Raw genomic sequence first — 15,491 nt, 5'->3', positions numbered from 1 at the left:
TTACCAAGTCACGTTCTGCGTCCAGGCAACCGTGCCAGCACGACGCTGGACCCAGTTGAGCGGCATGATCATCCGCAGCGCGAGCGAGTCGGTCTGGAACAGCGAGCGCTGCGGCGCAGCCGCTGCTCCCGCACCATCGACCAGCTCTGCAGGAGCAGTGTCCTCCATGTGCAGCGTGGCCTGATCGCTCATCTCCATGCGCGGGGCCTCGCCGCCGACCACGACGAAGTCGGCTGCGTCGACCAGGATCAGCGCCCTGGCAGGCACAGTCGCCGAGTCGATGATCGGGATGTTGTTGAGCATCCCGGCCCTGATCTCGTCGCGGAACGGGAAGATGCCGGTGTTAGCCGCCGTCAGCATCGACGCGCGCAGCATGTCGGTCTGGTTGGCAAGCCAGACGAGGTTGCGCGTGTTGCCCATGGTCTGCACCGAGATGGTGTTGATCAGCGCAGTGATGTCGCCGACCAGCGCCGCGATGCCGCCGCCAGCGGTCGCAGCGGTCGCCGCCACGCCGTTGAGCAGACCAGGCGGCCGGATCGTGGTCGCCGGGTTGGCATCGATCAACACGCTGTCGATGGCCACGGTGGTGTCATCCTGGATGGCCTGCCGGATCAGCCCCTCAATCGCGGGGACGGAATGGTCGCCCATTTCCCGCGTCCAGGTGCTGATGACAGCCATCTTCTTCGGAGTGAGCGTCTGCGAGGTGAACGCTCCCTGCCGAACGGGGATGGGCATGCCTTCGCCGACGAACGAGCCAGCAAGGGTAGGCGTGCGCGAGCGCGTCGGGATGACGATGCGCCCGGAGGTCCCGAAGCTCAGCGTCAGGCCTTTCGGCGCAAGCCGGGTCAGGATCGCCTTCGGCATCAGGAGCGGCATCAGATCGGCATAGGTCGTCTGCGCCAGTTCCTGCGCCCAGCCGGTGACCGTGGTCATGGCAGGAGCAGAGGCTGCGCGCGTGACGATCTCGCAGAACGCCTTGGTGCCGTCGTCTTCGCCATAAATCCGCTGCCGCGTCTCATCGATCGACTTGCCGGACGCCCTGGCGATGTAGGTCACGGTCGCTGCGCGAACGACGTAGTCGAGCAGGTCGAGGTCCTTCTTGCGATTGACGCTGATCGCGGGAGCGGCGACGCGCTCGCGATCCGCGCCCGTGATGACGGTCGTCGAAAGCGCGCGGCTGCGGCCTGCGCCGTTGCCATCGGCCGAGGACTTCGCCAGCAGCTTCTCGGAGTCGACCAGGGCGGACCGGGTCTTTTCGAGCTGGGCGATTTCGAAGTTGAACTTGCCGGTCGTTTCCAGATCGGCGTCGCTGACGTTGCTGTCGTCCATCTCGGCGAGATGGGCTTCGAGGAGGTCCCGCTTGGCGACGATCTGCGCCTCCAAGTCGGTAATACGTTGAGCCAGGCCAGACATGGCGCTGCCCTTTCGATTGCGAGATGTATTGGCTTGCTCGCCAGTGATCCCGCGACGCCTGGTCCTCGCGTCCATGCTGCCGTGCTTGGCGAACAGGAGGTCCATCGTCTGCGGGGAGATGTTCAGCGACTTGGCGACCGCCAAGGCGTTTGGATTGGCTGGCACTGAGACCAGCGAAGTCTCGACCAGCTCGCTGCGAACGAAGGTCACGCCCCAATCGCTGCCTTCGCGCTGCTTGGTTTCGAGCGGTTTGAAGCCGACGCTGACGGCGCGCAGGATGCCCGCGTCGATCAGCTTCCTGATTTCATCGATGCGCTCGGACGTGCCGAACGGAGCCAACTCCAGCTGGCCACGGAGCTGCCTGTTCTCGACGCGCAGGTCGCTCCACTTGCCAATCGGGAAGTCGCTCTTGTGATTGAACAGCGCAATCGGGTTGCGCTTGAAGTTCTTCAAGTCCCAGCCGTCGCTGAGAATGACATCGTCCATGCGGTCGGGCGTCTCGTCCGACAGCACGAACTCGAGGCCGGTAAACTGGCCCGCATGCGTCTTGTGCTTGATGCCGGTCGCGGCGCGGTCCTCGTCGCCGTCGTTGTCCCAGATCAGCTGACAGGCGTCCTCGTCGCCGAGTTCGTCCATGCAACGATCCATGAAATCGTCGTAGGACTCGTCATCGTCAGGCTGAAGGTCATCGTCCTGCTTAGCGCGCATAAACAATCCCTCCGTCCCATCGCATGCGATGTTCGGTTGACCCTGCATTTGCTGGTTTTCTGGAAAGTGGTTCGGCTGCCGCGCTCAGCTCACTTCCACGTGGGCGTCATCCACGCGAAGCCGCGCGGATCGCGCAAAGCCCACGACACCGGCCATCGCACCTTGATGGCGACGCTGTCGGTCTGGAACAGCCCGCGCTCGGGCCCCATCGTGCCAGCAGCTCCAGGCACGGTATCCATCACCAATGTTGCCGCGTTGACGGTCTCGATCTCGGGTTCTGCGCTGATCGCGGCAACGAGCGCCGCAGGCGCAATCGCCAGCAGGTCGTTGATCACCGCGCTCGAACCGAAAATGGAAAGATCCACGTCGCTTCGCTCGATGAAACGCGCGCCCAACATCACGGCGCGACCGGGAGCCCCGACGAGGATGTACGGACCGTTGCCGCCGACCGGGGCCAGCGAATTGATGAGCGCTGCAACGTCTTCAAATGAGGCTTCGTACCCGTCGCCGGAGACACTGGCGGGAAGCGCGGCGACGCCATGGCGCAAACCGGCTGGCCGCGTATTGTCGGCGGGATTGGCGTCGAACAGCACCTCGTCCATCATGCGGCCCGCCGCTTTCACGAGCGCGTCGGAAATGCAGGCTTCGGCGTTCGATGACTCCATCATCTCGCGGGTAAGCACGGCAATGGCGGCGAGCTTGTCCGGGTTCATCACGGCGGGGGTCGCCGCGAGCTGACGCACAGGGATCGGCTGGCCCTCCGCGACAAAGCCGCCGTTGCCGTATTCGGCGACAAATCCCGGCGCGCTGATGCTGCCGTAGCCGTCGAAGGTGAGAACCAGGCACCTTCGGAGAATTTGCGCCGCAGCCGAAGCAGGCCCCAGCGCCTCGATCACGTCGCTGACGTAACGCCGCGCCAGTTCGGCGGCCCAGCCCGCGACGCTCGTCATCGCCGGGTTGGATGCAGCGCGCGTCAGCAAATGCTCCAGGGAGCGGTCGTTCGGCCACAGCTCGGCTGCAACATCGGCGGCCTTGCTGCGCCGCAGGCTCGCAAGCGTCCTCGCCGTGAGCGAGCGCGTGAACAGATTGCCGCCCACGACCGGCTCGCGCGGTTCGCGGCGAAACGCGCTCTGGCTCTCGTGCTTCATCGGGTCTCTCCCTTTTCGGAGAAGGTGCTGAAAGCCCGCGCGGGCGGCGTCCGGCGCGCGGTCGCGCCAGAGCAGTCAATCGCCGCCCATCCCGGGGTTTATTTCTTGAGCTGCCGTTCGATCTCGGCGAGCCGCTCATCGATTGCGTCGAGGCGACGCGAGACTTCCGCAGCACCGGAGGCGGCGAAAAAGACCTCGCCCCAGTTGCTGCCGCCGTTGCAGCGATAGATGCCGACCGAAGGCGTCAGCATCACGCGATCTCGCTCGCTTAAGGTCGCGATGCGGTCCGACCGTTTCAGGATGATCCCGGCGTCGAAGAACACCGTCTTGGTGATGGCGAGGCCCCACTTTCTTCCCTGCGGGTCGATGTCGCCAGGAGGGGCATTGCCGAAGGACTCGATGGTGCCTTCGCCTTTGATGTAGACGGTGTTCGACCCGACGCTGCCGTCGGCTGGCGAGAGTTCGACGGTCCGCGCGCAAGCCAGCGTGACAATTGGAGCCTCACCGTGCTCCGCACGCCATCGCAGAAGCGGCATGTCATTTCCTGTTTACGTTGGCCTTAAGCAGGGTCAGCAAGAAAGGATCATCCCGATGCTTCAGAACCCAGCTCATAAACAGGCCGCGCGTGGCGTTGCACCTATGGCATGAAGCCACGAGGTTGGATCGCTCGTTGTTGAGCTTGTCGTTATCGAGATGGTCGACGACTAGCTTACGTTCACCTTTCGCGAACCATTCAACGATGGTCCCGCACCAATTACAGGGCTGATCTCCCGGACCAATCGCATCATAGAGAACCTTGCGATGCAGGTAGGTATGGCCATTTGAGCCGGCTGTAGGATGTGAGATTTGAGCAAGGGCCGCATACCCCTGTGTAGTAATCCACAACTTGCCGTAGACAGGATCATCCATCGGCCTGCCACGGCGACGCCTCGTGTAATGCTTTTCACAAAGGCGCGCCTTCCTGGGGGATGTCCCGATCGTTGTTGAACTAGGTCGGGCCTACGTTGCCGGAATGAATGTTACGCGGCCCTCGTGACGTTGGCAACGGGGTTGATCGTCATGCGATCGTGGTGAGCTTGAAGGGCCGCACGCAGAACCGACAATTGCTTATACGCCTTCAATCGTCGGAAGCCCTTGTTGGCCTCGATCATGCCGGCCGCGACCCATCGCAAGGCCATACTGGCATCCCGCCAGCGTTTGACGTTGCGCGTGACGCGGCGAATGGTGCCCATCATGTTCTCGGCGATGTTGGTACAGGCGAGTGATCGACGAAGCTCCTTCGGCAACTTCAATCGGACGACAGTCAGGATTTCGTCGAGGCCTTCGAGGATGCTTGCCGCTACGCCGGGCCATTGCTGGTCGAGTCGACGCGCGAGATTGCGGATCAATTTTTCGGCCTTGTCGGCGTCATCGAGCTCCCAGGCCTGGCGCAGCACCCGACGGGTGGCCGCATGATGCTCTTTCGGCAGGCGTTCCATGATGTTGCGCGCCTTGTGGATCTGGCAGCGCTGGATCGCAGCGGCCGAACCGAAGGTGCGGCGGATCGCCTTCGACAACGCCTTCGCGCCGTCGGCAATGAACAGTCTTGGCACCGTCGGGTCGAGCCCGCGCGAGACCAGGTTATCCAGCAGGGCCTGAACCGTTGTGGCATTCTCGGTCGCCCCTTCCACCAGAGCCAGCGGATGCTTGTTGCCTTCGCCGTCAACCCCGATCGCGGCGACCAGCACGAGATCGTCGCCGAGATGCAGCCCGTCGATTTGGACCACCAGAAGGTCGAGCGCGGACAGATCGGCAGCCATGAAGTCGGCCAGCCGCGCCGCCGACAGCGCTACGAACCTCCGCGAGGCCGCCGACTTCGAAATCCCCGATCCGGGCGGTGCCGGCACGTCACCTTCGGGCAGCCGGACAGCGCGGCCGAACCGGCGCGTCGACACATTGATCAGCATCAGGTTCATCGCCCAGCGACCGAGCCAATCCTCCGCCGCCGCCGTTTCCCAGCTCGGGATCGTGACCTCGCGGCCGTCCACGCCCCGGACCCGCGGGCGCTCGACCTCGATCTTGCCGCCGTGGAAGCCGATCCGTCCCCGCGTTCGGCCCCAACGGTGCGCCCGCCGTGCCGCGTCGCGACCGTGGCGTGGCCCGCAGGCCGCCGTGACATCCGCCTCCATCATCGTGCCGAGCGCTTCGATCCCCGCCGCAAGGCAGAACCGATCAAAGCTCGCCCGCACTTCTGCAAACGCTTCGTCCACAGCCCCGGTCGCCGGCGAACCAGCCGGTGTGATATCTCTCGTCATGGCGTTGCTCTCCTTTGTGGAATCAGCACCCCGAGCCTACCGGCTCAAGGTGGGCAACGCCGACCTCTTCAGAAATTCAACAGAACCCGGGACATCCCCCCTTCCTGCCGCGAGAGGGATTTTCACACCCAACTATTGAGCACTTCGGGAGGGGAGGTTTCGGACGCGGTGGCAACAGGTCAACTGACCCGTGATTATACAAGCGCAGATAATGCTTGTTGCAGGCACAGATGCCGCTAATGCGGCTCCTAGCCGTCAACTCGCATCCATCAACTTCGCAAGTCGTCATCGGGGTCGATTGAAAGGGTGATTTGGGTCCGTCGGGAGACCATCGTCATCGATCTCAAGGTTGTAACCGCGCAACTCGATGACGCGCTTGAATTGGTTATGACACTGGGCACAAAGCGACTGCAGCAGACCGAGCGCAAACTTGTTCCAGTCGCCCTTGTGAGGCTCGACGTGGTCGGCAACGGTCGCGATGGCGACGACGCCGCGATCCAGGCAGAACTTGCAGAGCGGATGCGCCGTAAGCTGCAGCTTGCGACGGCGCTGCCAGAAGCCGGTGTCGTAGAAGTTCTTCCACTCGCTGCTGGGCGTGCTCATCCGATCAGCGCCCTCGCGGCCGCTGATTTAACTTCTGCTCGGCTCGCGTTGCCCAACGGCAATTGTCAGGCTCGTAGCAGCCGTCATTGTTCTTCCTGTCGAGCGTATGGCCATCGGGCGGCTCGCCCATGTCGGCCAGGAAGGCTTCGAAGCTCCGACGCCAGCGGTCACAGATTGTGATGCCGCGCCCGCCGTAGTTTTTGAAGGCCTTCGTGTGCGGGTTCGTGCACCGTTGGATCATCGCCTCCCAGCTATGATAGACCCGCGTCTTTTGACCGCGGCCAGCATGTCCATGACGGGGACGTTTCCGGCGTCCGACCTGCGCGGCTTGATCCCGTTTCAAGCAACCGCATGAGCGCGTGCCGTGTCGGAGATGACCGCTGATCGCTTCGATCTGCTCCCCGCAATCGCACTCGCAGCGCCAACAGATGCCTCCGCGTGTTCTACCGACCTCGAGCCGAACCACCAGTCGCCCAAACCGCTGGCCTGTGAGATCGATCGTCGCTGGCATGAACACCTAGCCTATCAACGCTTCAATATCGACCGGCTTGGTCGTGGTGCGGTCGCGCGAGCGCAGGCCGAGCAGCATGGCGAGCGCCACCGCGCCGTCGATGCGAAACCGGGCCTTATCCTTGTCGAGCTTGCGATTGCCAGCCGGGTCCATCGTGGCCACGGCATTCGCCATGTTCCAGTTCAGGATCGGATTGTTCGGGTGCAGCAGCTTGCGCTCGATGATCGCCAGCTCGACAGCGTCGATGGCTGGCCCCATGTCCTTGAAGCCTTGGCCCCAGGGGACGAGCCGCAGCCCGTCGCCTTTGTCGCCGTCCTGGTAGGCTTGCAGGCCGATGCGGTCGAACTCGCGCAGCAGGTCGTTGATGCGCCAGCGGTCATACGCCAGGCCCTTCACGCGATAGCGCTGCGTCAACCCGGCAATGAACAGCGCAATCGCCTCGGGATCGATGGTCCTGCCTGGGCTGATCAGCAGGTGTCCGGCCTCGGCCCATTCCTGGTAGCGACGGCTCGATGCGCCGAAGTCTCGGTTAGAATGCTCGTTCAGGTGCTCGCGCGGCTTCCAGAAGTACGGCGCGATGCGGCAGGGATCGCTGACCGATCCGACCAGCAGCGCGGTCAAGTCCACGACGCTGGAAAGGTCGAGCGCCAGGTAAACCTCTTCGCCGTCCTGCAGGGCCGCATCGTCGTTGCACGCCATCCACTCGGCGCGGCTGATCAGCGAGGCGACTGGCGCGACGCGCTGGTTCAGGAACAGGTTGCGGACCTTCGGCTCCTCGGCGGGCATACGCTGCGCCTTGCGGATCGCGGTCGCCAGGTCCTCGCGGTCGCGAAATTTGCCGAGCGCCGGGTTGGCTTTTTCCCATTGGCTCTCGTCGTCCAGGTCGCAATCCTCGTCGGCTGCGTAGAGATGGCAGACGATGGACGGATCGACGCCGCTCAAACCGTCGTCGATCAATTTCGATAGGACGTGCTCGGGATCGTTGCTCTGCGTGCTGATGATGATGAACAGCGGCTCTTGCCGAGCGCCGAACGAGGTGTCCAGCACGTCGTAAAGCTCGCGGTTCTTGGCCTGGGCCAGCTCGTCATAAATCACCAGGCTCGGCAGATAGCCATGCTTGGTGCCAGCCTCGGCGCTGACCGCGCGATAGACTGAGCCGGTGCGCCTGCCGATCATCGTCTTCGTCGAGGGAATGACCTCGATCTCGGCTGCCAGCTCGGGCTCCAGGTCCACGATCTGGCGCGCGAACTTGAAGACGATGCCCGCCTGGTCGCGATCATTCGCGGCCGAGTAAATCTCGCCGTGGACGATAGCCTCGGGCCCGACCAGGTGCGCGAGCACGATTGCAGCGATGAGCGCCGTCTTGCCGTTCTTGCGCGCAATCGACAGGATCGCTCGCCGCACCGCGCGATTGGCACCGATGTGCGGTTCGTAAATCGCGCGGATGAAAAGCTTCTGGAACGCGTCGAGCTTGAACGGTCTCCCCTGGCCGGTGCCGCTGGGCACCGTCAATCGCTCGATAAAGTCGATAACCGCCTTAGCGCGGGCCTTGCCCTGCGGCGTGCGCTTAACCGGCGAGGAGTCCGGCAAACTTGCTCTGCGACTGCTCGCCCTGGACGCCTGCGTTGATGCGGGTGCGGGCGGCCGGGGTCAGGCCGAATTCGGCGGCGTAGCGCACCATGTCCGCTGCTGCCTTGCGCACGACATAGACCAGCGGGTTCTGCGCGGCATCGCCGTACTTGGTCTTGATGATCATGCCGTTCATCAACGGATCGTTGTTCTGCATCCGCGCCAGCGCCTCGGCGGCCATCCGCCATTGGCCATAGGCGTGGCAATAAGCGGCAAGCGGCGCGACATCGACGATGGTCAGGAGGCCGAGCCGGTGCAGCTCTGCGCCGACCGTCCACCATTCGTCGGCTGCATAACCGGTGATGAACGGAGGCGGGTCAGGCAGGTTGGCCGCGATCTCGGGCTTCGGCTCGTCAGTGCGCAGCGGTCGCTTGCCGGGATTGCCGCGCAGCAGTTTCAGCTGCGTCGGGATCGTGTGCGCAGGCATCGTCGGTAGACTCCTTCAGGTCGTTGAAGCGGCGGTCGTCGCTTTCGCGATGCGCCTGCTCGCCGGTAAATGCCTGCCAACGCAGCACCGCGACATCGACGTATGCCGGATTGATCTCGATGCCGTGGCAGGCCCGCGCCGACATCTCGGCGGCAATGATCGTGGTGCCCGAGCCAGAAAATGGGTCGTAGACCGCCTGGCCTTCGGACGAATTGTTTTCGATGGGCCGCTTCATGCACTCGACCGGCTTCTGCGTGCTGTGGCCGGTCTCGGACGACTGCTGCTTGGGAATTTCCCAGATCGTCGATTGATCGCGGGCCCCGTTGAAGTGTCCGGTCTTGTGCTTGCGCACCGCGTACCAGCACGGCTCGTGCTGCCAGTGATAGTCGCCGCGCCCGATGGCGAAGTTGCTCTTGGCCCAGATGATCTGAGCTCGCATCTGGAAGCCGCTCGCGATCAGGCTCGCCTCGACCACGCCAACATGCAGCGCACCGTGCCAAACGTAGGCAACGTCGCCAGGAAAGAGCTGCCAGGCCTCGGTCCAGTCATCGCGGTCGTCGTTGAGCACGAGCCCGCGAGCGCCTGCGCCGACCTTGGTGCCGTCGCTGCGATAGACGCGCTCGCGCCAGTTCGGATCGTAATTCGCGCCATAGGGTGGATCGGTCACCATCAGATGTGGCGTCACGCCCGCGAGCGCGCGACCAACGTCGGCTTTGTCCGTCGCATCGCCGCAGACCAGGCGGTGACGGCCAAGCCGCCAAACATCGCCGCGCCGCGCCACCGGCTCGGCCGGTAGATCTGGCACGGCATCGGGATCGGTGAGCCCAGGGTTGGAATTCGTCAGCCGCGCGATCTCGCGGTCGGAGAAGCCGATCAGCGGAAGGTCGAAGCCCATCGCCGTAAGATCGGCGACCTCAATCTTGAGCAGCGCGTCATCCCAGCCCGCGTTCTCGGCGAGCTTGTTATCGGCGATGACGTAAGCGCGCTTTTGCGCTTCCGACCAGCCGCGAGCGACGATGACCGGGACCTCACCGATCCCTAAACTCTCGGCAGCCAGCAGCCTCCCGTGGCCAGCGATCACCATCCCGGCTTCATCGACGAGGACCGGACTGGTCCAACCCCATTCCCGGATCGAAGCCGCAATCTGGCGTACCTGCGCATCGGAATGCGTTCTGGCGTTGCGGGCATAGGGGACCAGGGCAGCCAGCGGACGCCTTTCGGTCGTCCAGGCAGCCCAATTCGCGCCTTCCAGCAGCATCAACACCTCGGTGTGGATCAGTTTTATTGTCCCCCTAGGAATGCTTCGCTTTCGCGGGCATAGAGGGGAGATGACAGAAGAACTCGCGAAGTACGGTTGGATGGTCAGGGTCTTCGCCCGCGTTGCGGGTGAACCCAGAGAACAATGGTTCATGGCCGGATTTCCCGACGAGGCTAGTGCAGTGGCCGCCGTAAAGGACCACCCCAAGGCTCTCGCCGAGGCCACGGTTACAGCGCATCGCGTGCTTGAAGATCGCGAGATTAAAGACTTCGGTTTGCGGCCCGGCGAGGCGAAACAATACGCCTGACCAGCGTTCCGCCTGGGCCTAGACGAACATTCCCCAGCGCCGGTATTTGGGGCTGCCAGGGGGAATGCCATTCCAGTTCTGAAAAAGGCAGCAAAATACCGCTGCAAGACCTGATTTTTTGGAACCCACTTAGCCGGGATGGGAACCCGTTAAGTGGGTTCCGCGGATTTGCTGAACTGCGGATATGCCATTGAGAAATCGAAGTTTTTTGGCCGAATAAAATGTCTTTCTTTCCCGAATTCAGGAAGAGCGGGCGCTAAAATCGAAGCGCCGCCGCGCTCGGAAATGGGTTCCTTTAGGATTTCCGGTACCGCCCCCCGGCCCGGAGAAAGATATTCCCCGCAGACTTCAATGGGTTGGCGCGAACTGCGCTGCTCTATCGGTACTCGTTTTCCGAACCAGGGCGTTCGCGATCCGTGCCGCGTCACGCGCAGCGCGAGCTGTTCGGAACCGGACCTTCCGAATGGGGAATGTTCGTCTATCGATCCGGAACCAGGGAGGCTCCTGGTTCCAACGACTCGGCCGAGCCGCACGCTTGGCCACACGCGCGTTCTTTCCGCCTTGCCGGGGATTGGGGCGTCCTTATCGCCAAGCGCCACACGGGCCGCCTGTGGCCCAGGGCAAGGCTAACCGGTCGGGCCCTTTGTCCAAGGGCATCCGCGCCAGGCAGGCAATCCCTTCGGGAATACGGAAAACGCTGGCAGCACTTCCATTGCTGCTTCTGCAGCACCTTCGCAATGGCATGGCTGCGATTGGACTGGATGCTGGGGCGCACCAGAGCGATGTACGGGGCAACGAAACGGCGCGGCGAACAACGGCAGGCGCGAAACCACGAAAAGGAAAACCGAATGCTCGACTCGCCTTACGGCATGCAACTTCCGATCTTTCCGGCTTGCGATATCGACAAGCCGACCGAAGACCGGCTGGAGCGCATCATCGAACGCCTGATGGATCGCGCCGACAACGCGCTGCTTTCCGGCAAGGCTACGCAGGTCCAATACGACGCCTGGATCAAGGCGCTGAACGATTGGGCCAAGGGCGTGAAGCTCGCGCGATAGCCAACTCCTGCAACCCTAACCGCCCGGCGCTTCGGCTTCCGGGCTTAGGGCAGTACGAAACAACAGCAGGAGCTAACGAATGACGACCCGCCACTTCATGTTTTTCGGCAGCGGCAACTACACCGAGACGCATGCCTACAGCAACGTGGAAGCCTACGAGGTCTTCGGTCCGAACACTCCCACGCTCGATGAGCAGGGGTTCTTCTTTACCGAGCGCGGCGGCCTCTGGGTCGACATGGACTACGCAGCCCGCGCGTTCGCCCGCAAGGCGAAGGCGCGCCAGGCCCTCAACGAGCGGGCCGCGAAGGAAAGACGCAAGGACTAACGCAGCCTCCTGGCTGCCCGAAACGCCCAGCCCCGAAAGGGTTCTGGGCTCGGGGCAGTGAGAAGATCAACAAGTAGGAGCTATCGAATGTCCCCGACCAAAGCCGCCATCGCGGCGCTGATCAAGGCGAGCCATACGGCAGGCGAGACCGAAGTGTGGTCCACCAACCTGCATGGCGAAGCGGTCATCGCCCAATACGTCCACATGATGGACTCGGTCATCACCGGCCAGCGCGTCACCACCTTTCGAGTGGCGGTGCTCAAGAAGCGCGAAAACGGCGAGTGGCACGTCGCCAATAACATCATCGCCTAACCGCAGCCTCCTGGCTGCCCGTTGCCCAGCACCCGAAAGGGTTTCTGGGCTCGGGGCAGTACAGCGGGACCTTCCGGTCGCCGCGTAAACAGGAGAATTGACATGGCTACCAAGAAGAAACCCGCCGCGAAGAAGGCTCCCGCGAAGAAGCGCGTCGCCAAGACGGCGGTCGCCAAGAGGAAGGCCGGCTCCAAGACTGCGGCCAACGCCGACCAGGCGAAGGGCCCGCGCGCTGGATCGAAGACGGCGATGCTGCTCGATCTGCTTGGCGGCAAGGGCTCGACGGTCGAGAAGATGTGCGAAGCCCTGGGCTGGCAGGCGCACACGCTGCGCGCCGCGCTCACCCGGCTGCCGAACGGCGCGAAAGCCGAGCGCACCCGCGAGGACGGCGTCACTTCCTACAAGCTGGCCTGATCGGCCGCCCACCCAGCCTTGATCTCCATCAACGGCACGCTCTTGCCCGGCAGCGAAAGCTTACCGGGCCTGAGCCAGTGAGGGCGGCATTCGCTGTCAATCAACATGGAGCACGCAAATGAAACTGAAAACTCTACTCGCAGCGGCGGCGCTGGCCGTTTCGACGCTGGCAGCGCACGCAGACGGTGCCGTGACAGACGGCACGCAAATCCTGACCTGCTCAGGCCCGATGGTCGCAGCGACCAAAGGTCCAAATTATGAAAGTTGGAAGATTGATCGCCTTTGCCGGTGTCGTGCTGCTGGCCGGTTTTGCGACGAGCCACGACAACAAGCCTACTCAGACCGCAGCGAAAGAGAGCGCCGCGCCGAAGGCCAATCATCGGCCCGATCTGTCCCTCGCGCGATTGGACGCGATGCGCGTCCCTTGCCGGGGTCACAAAGACAGCGTGAAGGGGTGGACGGTCGACAGCCTCTCGCTCTCCGACGACGAGAAGGAAGTGCTGCCAGCCATCGCCGAAGTGCTGCACAAGCTCGATCCCTACGTGAACAAAAGCTCGACCACTGAGATGGCAACTGTGCTCGACGGGATCATGTGCGACATGGGACCGCTTGCGGAGGGCCACCCAGGCGAGCCGGTGTCTTACGGCACCGCCGTCTCCATGGCCGCAAACTTCACTCAGAAGGTTGCGGCGTTGCGGGCAACAAAGTGAGAGCTGCGATGAAGTCTGGTCCATTTCGATCAGGCGACCGCATTCGCCTGATCGCCATGATCGACGATCCGGCTCCGATCCCGCCTGGGACCGAGGGCACGGTCAATGGAGAGCCGACCTTCTTCGAAGACAGCTGGAATGTCCCGGTGCGATGGGACAATGGCCGCACGCTGTCGATGGTGGTGCCACCAGATCGTGCGGTGAAAATCCCCTGACGATCTCCATCAACGGCGCGCTCTTGCCCGGCGGCTTTGCCTACCGGGCTTGAGCCAGTACGGGCGGCAATGGTGTCGCCCGGTAAACCTGAAAGTTGACCAAGCAAATGAAACGACTACTGACTGCGGCAGCGCTCGCGCTGCTTACGACATCTGCCTATGCGGGCGACTGGACCAAGGAAGAACTCGTTGCTGGAGCCTGAAGAAGGAAGAGCAGAGCCGACGTTGCATCCGGCACCAAGCTGAAGGTGTTCTTCGCATATGCGTCCAACCCGGATTGCACATCCTTGGGCAACGCCATTGTGCGAACCGTGGAAGCACCGGAGCACGGGGCATTTGAAACCGGAACTTGTGGGGGCTTCCCGACCTACAAGCCGGACAGCAAATTCGCCAAGTGCAACGACAAGCAGATGTCCGGCACTTCGCTCTTCTACAAATCAAGCGACGGCTATGTCGGCCCGGACAGCTTCAAGGTGCTGATCATCTATCCGAACTTGCTCGCCTACAAGATGATCGTGCGCTGAGGCAGCGTTCACAAGTTCTAATCGCCTGATAAACCCCGGCAGCAGTGCCGGTTTTTTTTGTTCGAGCGCGGTCGCGACAAGGCCATCGATGCGCCGGCCTCGCAGCGCGACCCGCCCCACCCGGCAGCGCCGGCCCCTGATGTGGTTGCGGAGCGCTGGCTACCGGAAGCGGCAGCGGCACCGAAAGCCGACCGGCTGCCGCTCGCTGCGGCGGCGGTGACCATTCCAGAGCCGGTCGAGGCTCCGGTGCAAGTGGCGGCTGCACGAACTGACGTGCATCAAACTGTCGGGGCGATTGTAAGTGCCCGCCGCCACGCGGAACGTAACATCTGCACACGCCACGGCATGCACAAGGTGGTCACGCGCGGCGGCAGATCATGGAGATGCAGGCGATGATCCCCGGCTATTGGATGCACGAGACCAGCGGCGCGCTACGATCAGCAGTCGAAGCCTATCTTGGCGGTCGGCCCATGACCGACGAACACATCGCTGCAAGAACGTCGGGCGACGCGCCATCAACGGACGGCTGAGCAAGGAAGCTGCATTCAAGCGGGCGCAGGAGCTGCTGTGACCAAACTGCCCGACATCCCGCCCGAAGAACGGTGCTGCCATCAGCCGACACTGCAGTAATGTTGTTCTGGGCCTTGCTCGCTTCCGGCCAGATCAACATGCGCAAGGTCGATGGCTGGAAAACCCTCGCCACAAAGCCCATCGATCAGCCAATTGACCTCGCCGCGTAACCAGATAGCCTCACGATGTCGAAGATTGCGCCACTCCAGATTCCAACCACATCCCGGACGGCACCTACTCGGAGATAAGGAATGACTGAGATAAAGTCAGACGAGGCAGAAGAGTCAGAATCAGAAGAAGAGGCAGAAGAAGAGGAGTCAGAAGAAGAGGAAGAAGAGGAGTCAGAAGATACAGGGCTGACGGACCATCACTTCACCATTAGAGTCGTGGATGGCAATGATAATACCGTGTCCGGTATCAAGGTCTACGTGTCTTCTGGTATTTTCGGTGACAGCGGCACTGGCTATACCGACGACGAGGGTGAGGCTCACTTCAACTTTCGGACTCTTACGACAACCGAAACGATCTTTATTGAAGTATTTGCCGACAAAGAAGAATTCGGCCAGTACGAGGTCGCTGATGGTGACAGCATTACGGTATGCATATGGAATGATGACTGATCACATGAGCACCGCGCTATTAAAGCGCCTCGATGCCCGCTTCCATTGCACGGTCGAGCCGGGCGGGAGCGCGGCCGGTCCATCCCATTCGCGTCATCTCGCTGCGCTGCGAAAGTTGGTCGCCATCCGGGCATAGCGGACATGGCCGGGCTTGCTGGCGGCGCGCCCCCGTCGCGAATGACCCGGAGCGGCCGTAGTAGGAAAGTGCTAAGCTCTCGTCCGCCTACAGGCGTGGTCCTTGCAGGGAGAGGCCGCATGCGACGGCGCGATGTTAATGGCGGGGTCAGTGCTGCGACGGCATGGGCAGTCGCCGCACGAGCGCAACAAGCGAAGAAGCGTAGTGATAGTCTCACCCGCTCGTCCGGTTGAGACGCTCAAGACGCACCGTTACTTTCGAGCATTCCAGGCGAGTTGAGCTGGCGGCTTTGTCGAGGAACAAAACCTC

19 protein-coding genes and 1 pseudogene are annotated in these 15,491 nt (G+C 62.7%); 11 read left to right on the top strand and 9 right to left on the bottom strand.

Annotated elements, in window-relative coordinates:
* The 9 genes from J4G43_RS47080 to J4G43_RS47040 all read right to left on the bottom strand — a co-directional run bounded on the left by J4G43_RS47080 (nucleotide 1) and on the right by J4G43_RS47040 (nucleotide 9,991).
* A complete protein-coding gene (locus J4G43_RS47080; protein ID WP_208088918.1) occupies nucleotides 1-2,121 on the bottom strand; it encodes a phage major capsid protein in 2,121 nt (706 codons plus the stop codon).
* Nucleotides 2,122-2,210: 89 nt separating this feature from the next.
* A complete protein-coding gene (locus J4G43_RS47075) occupies nucleotides 2,211-3,269 on the bottom strand; it encodes a phage major capsid protein (RefSeq protein ID WP_208088917.1) in 1,059 nt (352 codons plus the stop codon).
* A gap of 98 nt (nucleotides 3,270-3,367) precedes the next feature.
* The gene (locus J4G43_RS47070; protein ID WP_208088916.1) at nucleotides 3,368-3,805 is read right to left on the bottom strand and encodes a prefoldin domain-containing protein; all 438 of its coding nucleotides are present in this window, start codon (nucleotides 3,803-3,805) and stop codon (nucleotides 3,368-3,370) included.
* Nucleotide 3,806: 1 nt separating this feature from the next.
* Nucleotides 3,807-4,178, bottom strand: coding sequence for an HNH endonuclease signature motif containing protein (locus J4G43_RS47065; RefSeq protein ID WP_208088915.1), 372 nt, complete (start codon nucleotides 4,176-4,178; stop codon nucleotides 3,807-3,809).
* A 110-nt stretch (nucleotides 4,179-4,288) separates the two neighbouring features.
* On the bottom strand, nucleotides 4,289-5,563 hold the full coding sequence (locus J4G43_RS47060) for an IS256 family transposase (RefSeq protein ID WP_161532324.1): 1,275 nt from the start codon (nucleotides 5,561-5,563) through the stop codon (nucleotides 4,289-4,291).
* Between the two features lie 285 nt (nucleotides 5,564-5,848).
* Nucleotides 5,849-6,166, bottom strand: coding sequence for an HNH endonuclease (locus J4G43_RS47055; protein ID WP_208088914.1), 318 nt, complete (start codon nucleotides 6,164-6,166; stop codon nucleotides 5,849-5,851).
* Between the two features lie 517 nt (nucleotides 6,167-6,683).
* Nucleotides 6,684-8,267, bottom strand: coding sequence for a terminase large subunit (locus J4G43_RS47050; protein ID WP_208088913.1), 1,584 nt, complete (start codon nucleotides 8,265-8,267; stop codon nucleotides 6,684-6,686).
* On the bottom strand, nucleotides 8,245-8,733 hold the full coding sequence (locus J4G43_RS47045) for a phage terminase small subunit P27 family (RefSeq protein WP_208088912.1): 489 nt from the start codon (nucleotides 8,731-8,733) through the stop codon (nucleotides 8,245-8,247). The genes J4G43_RS47050 and J4G43_RS47045 overlap by 23 nt, the downstream gene beginning before the upstream one ends.
* Nucleotides 8,660-9,991 carry a site-specific DNA-methyltransferase gene (locus J4G43_RS47040; protein ID WP_208088911.1) on the bottom strand — a complete coding sequence of 444 codons (1,332 nt, stop codon included), beginning with the start codon at nucleotides 9,989-9,991 and terminating at the stop codon, nucleotides 8,660-8,662. The genes J4G43_RS47045 and J4G43_RS47040 overlap by 74 nt, the downstream gene beginning before the upstream one ends.
* Nucleotides 9,992-10,061: 70 nt before the next feature.
* Here J4G43_RS47040 and J4G43_RS47035 point away from each other — a divergent pair, with 70 nt between their 5' ends.
* The 11 genes and pseudogenes from J4G43_RS47035 (at nucleotide 10,062) to J4G43_RS46985 (ending at nucleotide 15,046) form a co-directional block, all read left to right on the top strand.
* The gene (locus tag J4G43_RS47035; RefSeq protein WP_208088910.1) at nucleotides 10,062-10,298 is read left to right on the top strand and encodes a hypothetical protein; all 237 of its coding nucleotides are present in this window, start codon (nucleotides 10,062-10,064) and stop codon (nucleotides 10,296-10,298) included.
* An 848-nt stretch (nucleotides 10,299-11,146) separates the two neighbouring features.
* Complete coding sequence (locus tag J4G43_RS47030; RefSeq protein WP_208088909.1) at nucleotides 11,147-11,356, top strand: hypothetical protein; 210 nt, start codon at nucleotides 11,147-11,149, stop codon at nucleotides 11,354-11,356.
* A 79-nt stretch (nucleotides 11,357-11,435) separates the two neighbouring features.
* The gene (locus J4G43_RS47025) at nucleotides 11,436-11,681 is read left to right on the top strand and encodes a hypothetical protein (protein WP_208088908.1); all 246 of its coding nucleotides are present in this window, start codon (nucleotides 11,436-11,438) and stop codon (nucleotides 11,679-11,681) included.
* An 87-nt stretch (nucleotides 11,682-11,768) separates the two neighbouring features.
* Complete coding sequence (locus J4G43_RS47020) at nucleotides 11,769-11,993, top strand: hypothetical protein (protein ID WP_208088907.1); 225 nt, start codon at nucleotides 11,769-11,771, stop codon at nucleotides 11,991-11,993.
* Between the two features lie 102 nt (nucleotides 11,994-12,095).
* Nucleotides 12,096-12,407: a DUF3489 domain-containing protein gene (locus tag J4G43_RS47015; RefSeq protein ID WP_208088906.1), complete on the top strand. Its 312-nt coding sequence runs from the start codon at nucleotides 12,096-12,098 to the stop codon at nucleotides 12,405-12,407.
* A 272-nt stretch (nucleotides 12,408-12,679) separates the two neighbouring features.
* Nucleotides 12,680-13,117, top strand: coding sequence for a hypothetical protein (locus tag J4G43_RS47010; RefSeq protein ID WP_208088905.1), 438 nt, complete (start codon nucleotides 12,680-12,682; stop codon nucleotides 13,115-13,117).
* An 8-nt stretch (nucleotides 13,118-13,125) separates the two neighbouring features.
* Entirely contained in the window at nucleotides 13,126-13,332 is a 207-nt protein-coding gene (locus J4G43_RS47005; RefSeq protein ID WP_208088904.1) for a DUF4314 domain-containing protein, read from the top strand.
* 287 nt (nucleotides 13,333-13,619) lie between these two features.
* Nucleotides 13,620-13,856 carry a hypothetical protein gene (locus J4G43_RS47000; protein ID WP_208088903.1) on the top strand — a complete coding sequence of 79 codons (237 nt, stop codon included), beginning with the start codon at nucleotides 13,620-13,622 and terminating at the stop codon, nucleotides 13,854-13,856.
* A gap of 377 nt (nucleotides 13,857-14,233) precedes the next feature.
* A complete protein-coding gene (locus J4G43_RS46995; protein ID WP_208088902.1) occupies nucleotides 14,234-14,386 on the top strand; it encodes a hypothetical protein in 153 nt (50 codons plus the stop codon).
* A 66-nt stretch (nucleotides 14,387-14,452) separates the two neighbouring features.
* A pseudogene (locus tag J4G43_RS46990) lies at nucleotides 14,453-14,596 on the top strand (IS256 family transposase); the annotation flags it as partial.
* Nucleotides 14,597-14,677: 81 nt separating this feature from the next.
* Nucleotides 14,678-15,046, top strand: coding sequence for a hypothetical protein (locus tag J4G43_RS46985; protein WP_208088901.1), 369 nt, complete (start codon nucleotides 14,678-14,680; stop codon nucleotides 15,044-15,046).
* Nucleotides 15,047-15,491 lie beyond the last annotated feature (445 nt).

The organism is Bradyrhizobium barranii subsp. barranii, assembly GCF_017565645.3.
Taxonomy (GTDB): Bacteria; Pseudomonadota; Alphaproteobacteria; order Rhizobiales; family Xanthobacteraceae; genus Bradyrhizobium; species Bradyrhizobium barranii.
This window is presented reverse-complemented; position numbering and strand designations above follow the sequence as displayed.

What these genes read in the sequence shown, in the direction of transcription:
- J4G43_RS46985 (WP_208088901.1), top strand. Translation starts at nt 14,678, where the DNA reads ATGACTGAGATAAAGTCAGACGAGGCAGAAGAGTCAGAATCAGAAGAA.
- J4G43_RS47020 (WP_208088907.1), top strand. Translation starts at nt 11,769, where the DNA reads ATGTCCCCGACCAAAGCCGCCATCGCGGCGCTGATCAAGGCGAGCCAT.
- J4G43_RS47030 (WP_208088909.1), top strand. Translation starts at nt 11,147, where the DNA reads ATGCTCGACTCGCCTTACGGCATGCAACTTCCGATCTTTCCGGCTTGC.
- J4G43_RS47080 (WP_208088918.1), bottom strand. Translation starts at nt 2,121, where the DNA reads ATGCGCGCTAAGCAGGACGATGACCTTCAGCCTGACGATGACGAGTCC.
- J4G43_RS47025 (WP_208088908.1), top strand. Translation starts at nt 11,436, where the DNA reads ATGACGACCCGCCACTTCATGTTTTTCGGCAGCGGCAACTACACCGAG.
- J4G43_RS47005 (WP_208088904.1), top strand. Translation starts at nt 13,126, where the DNA reads ATGAAGTCTGGTCCATTTCGATCAGGCGACCGCATTCGCCTGATCGCC.
- J4G43_RS47075 (WP_208088917.1), bottom strand. Translation starts at nt 3,269, where the DNA reads ATGAAGCACGAGAGCCAGAGCGCGTTTCGCCGCGAACCGCGCGAGCCG.
- J4G43_RS47045 (WP_208088912.1), bottom strand. Translation starts at nt 8,733, where the DNA reads ATGCCTGCGCACACGATCCCGACGCAGCTGAAACTGCTGCGCGGCAAT.
- J4G43_RS47015 (WP_208088906.1), top strand. Translation starts at nt 12,096, where the DNA reads ATGGCTACCAAGAAGAAACCCGCCGCGAAGAAGGCTCCCGCGAAGAAG.
- J4G43_RS47040 (WP_208088911.1), bottom strand. Translation starts at nt 9,991, where the DNA reads ATGCTGCTGGAAGGCGCGAATTGGGCTGCCTGGACGACCGAAAGGCGT.
- J4G43_RS47070 (WP_208088916.1), bottom strand. Translation starts at nt 3,805, where the DNA reads ATGCCGCTTCTGCGATGGCGTGCGGAGCACGGTGAGGCTCCAATTGTC.
- J4G43_RS46995 (WP_208088902.1), top strand. Translation starts at nt 14,234, where the DNA reads ATGGAGATGCAGGCGATGATCCCCGGCTATTGGATGCACGAGACCAGC.
- J4G43_RS47065 (WP_208088915.1), bottom strand. Translation starts at nt 4,178, where the DNA reads ATGGATGATCCTGTCTACGGCAAGTTGTGGATTACTACACAGGGGTAT.
- J4G43_RS47055 (WP_208088914.1), bottom strand. Translation starts at nt 6,166, where the DNA reads ATGAGCACGCCCAGCAGCGAGTGGAAGAACTTCTACGACACCGGCTTC.
- J4G43_RS47060 (WP_161532324.1), bottom strand. Translation starts at nt 5,563, where the DNA reads ATGACGAGAGATATCACACCGGCTGGTTCGCCGGCGACCGGGGCTGTG.
- J4G43_RS47035 (WP_208088910.1), top strand. Translation starts at nt 10,062, where the DNA reads ATGACAGAAGAACTCGCGAAGTACGGTTGGATGGTCAGGGTCTTCGCC.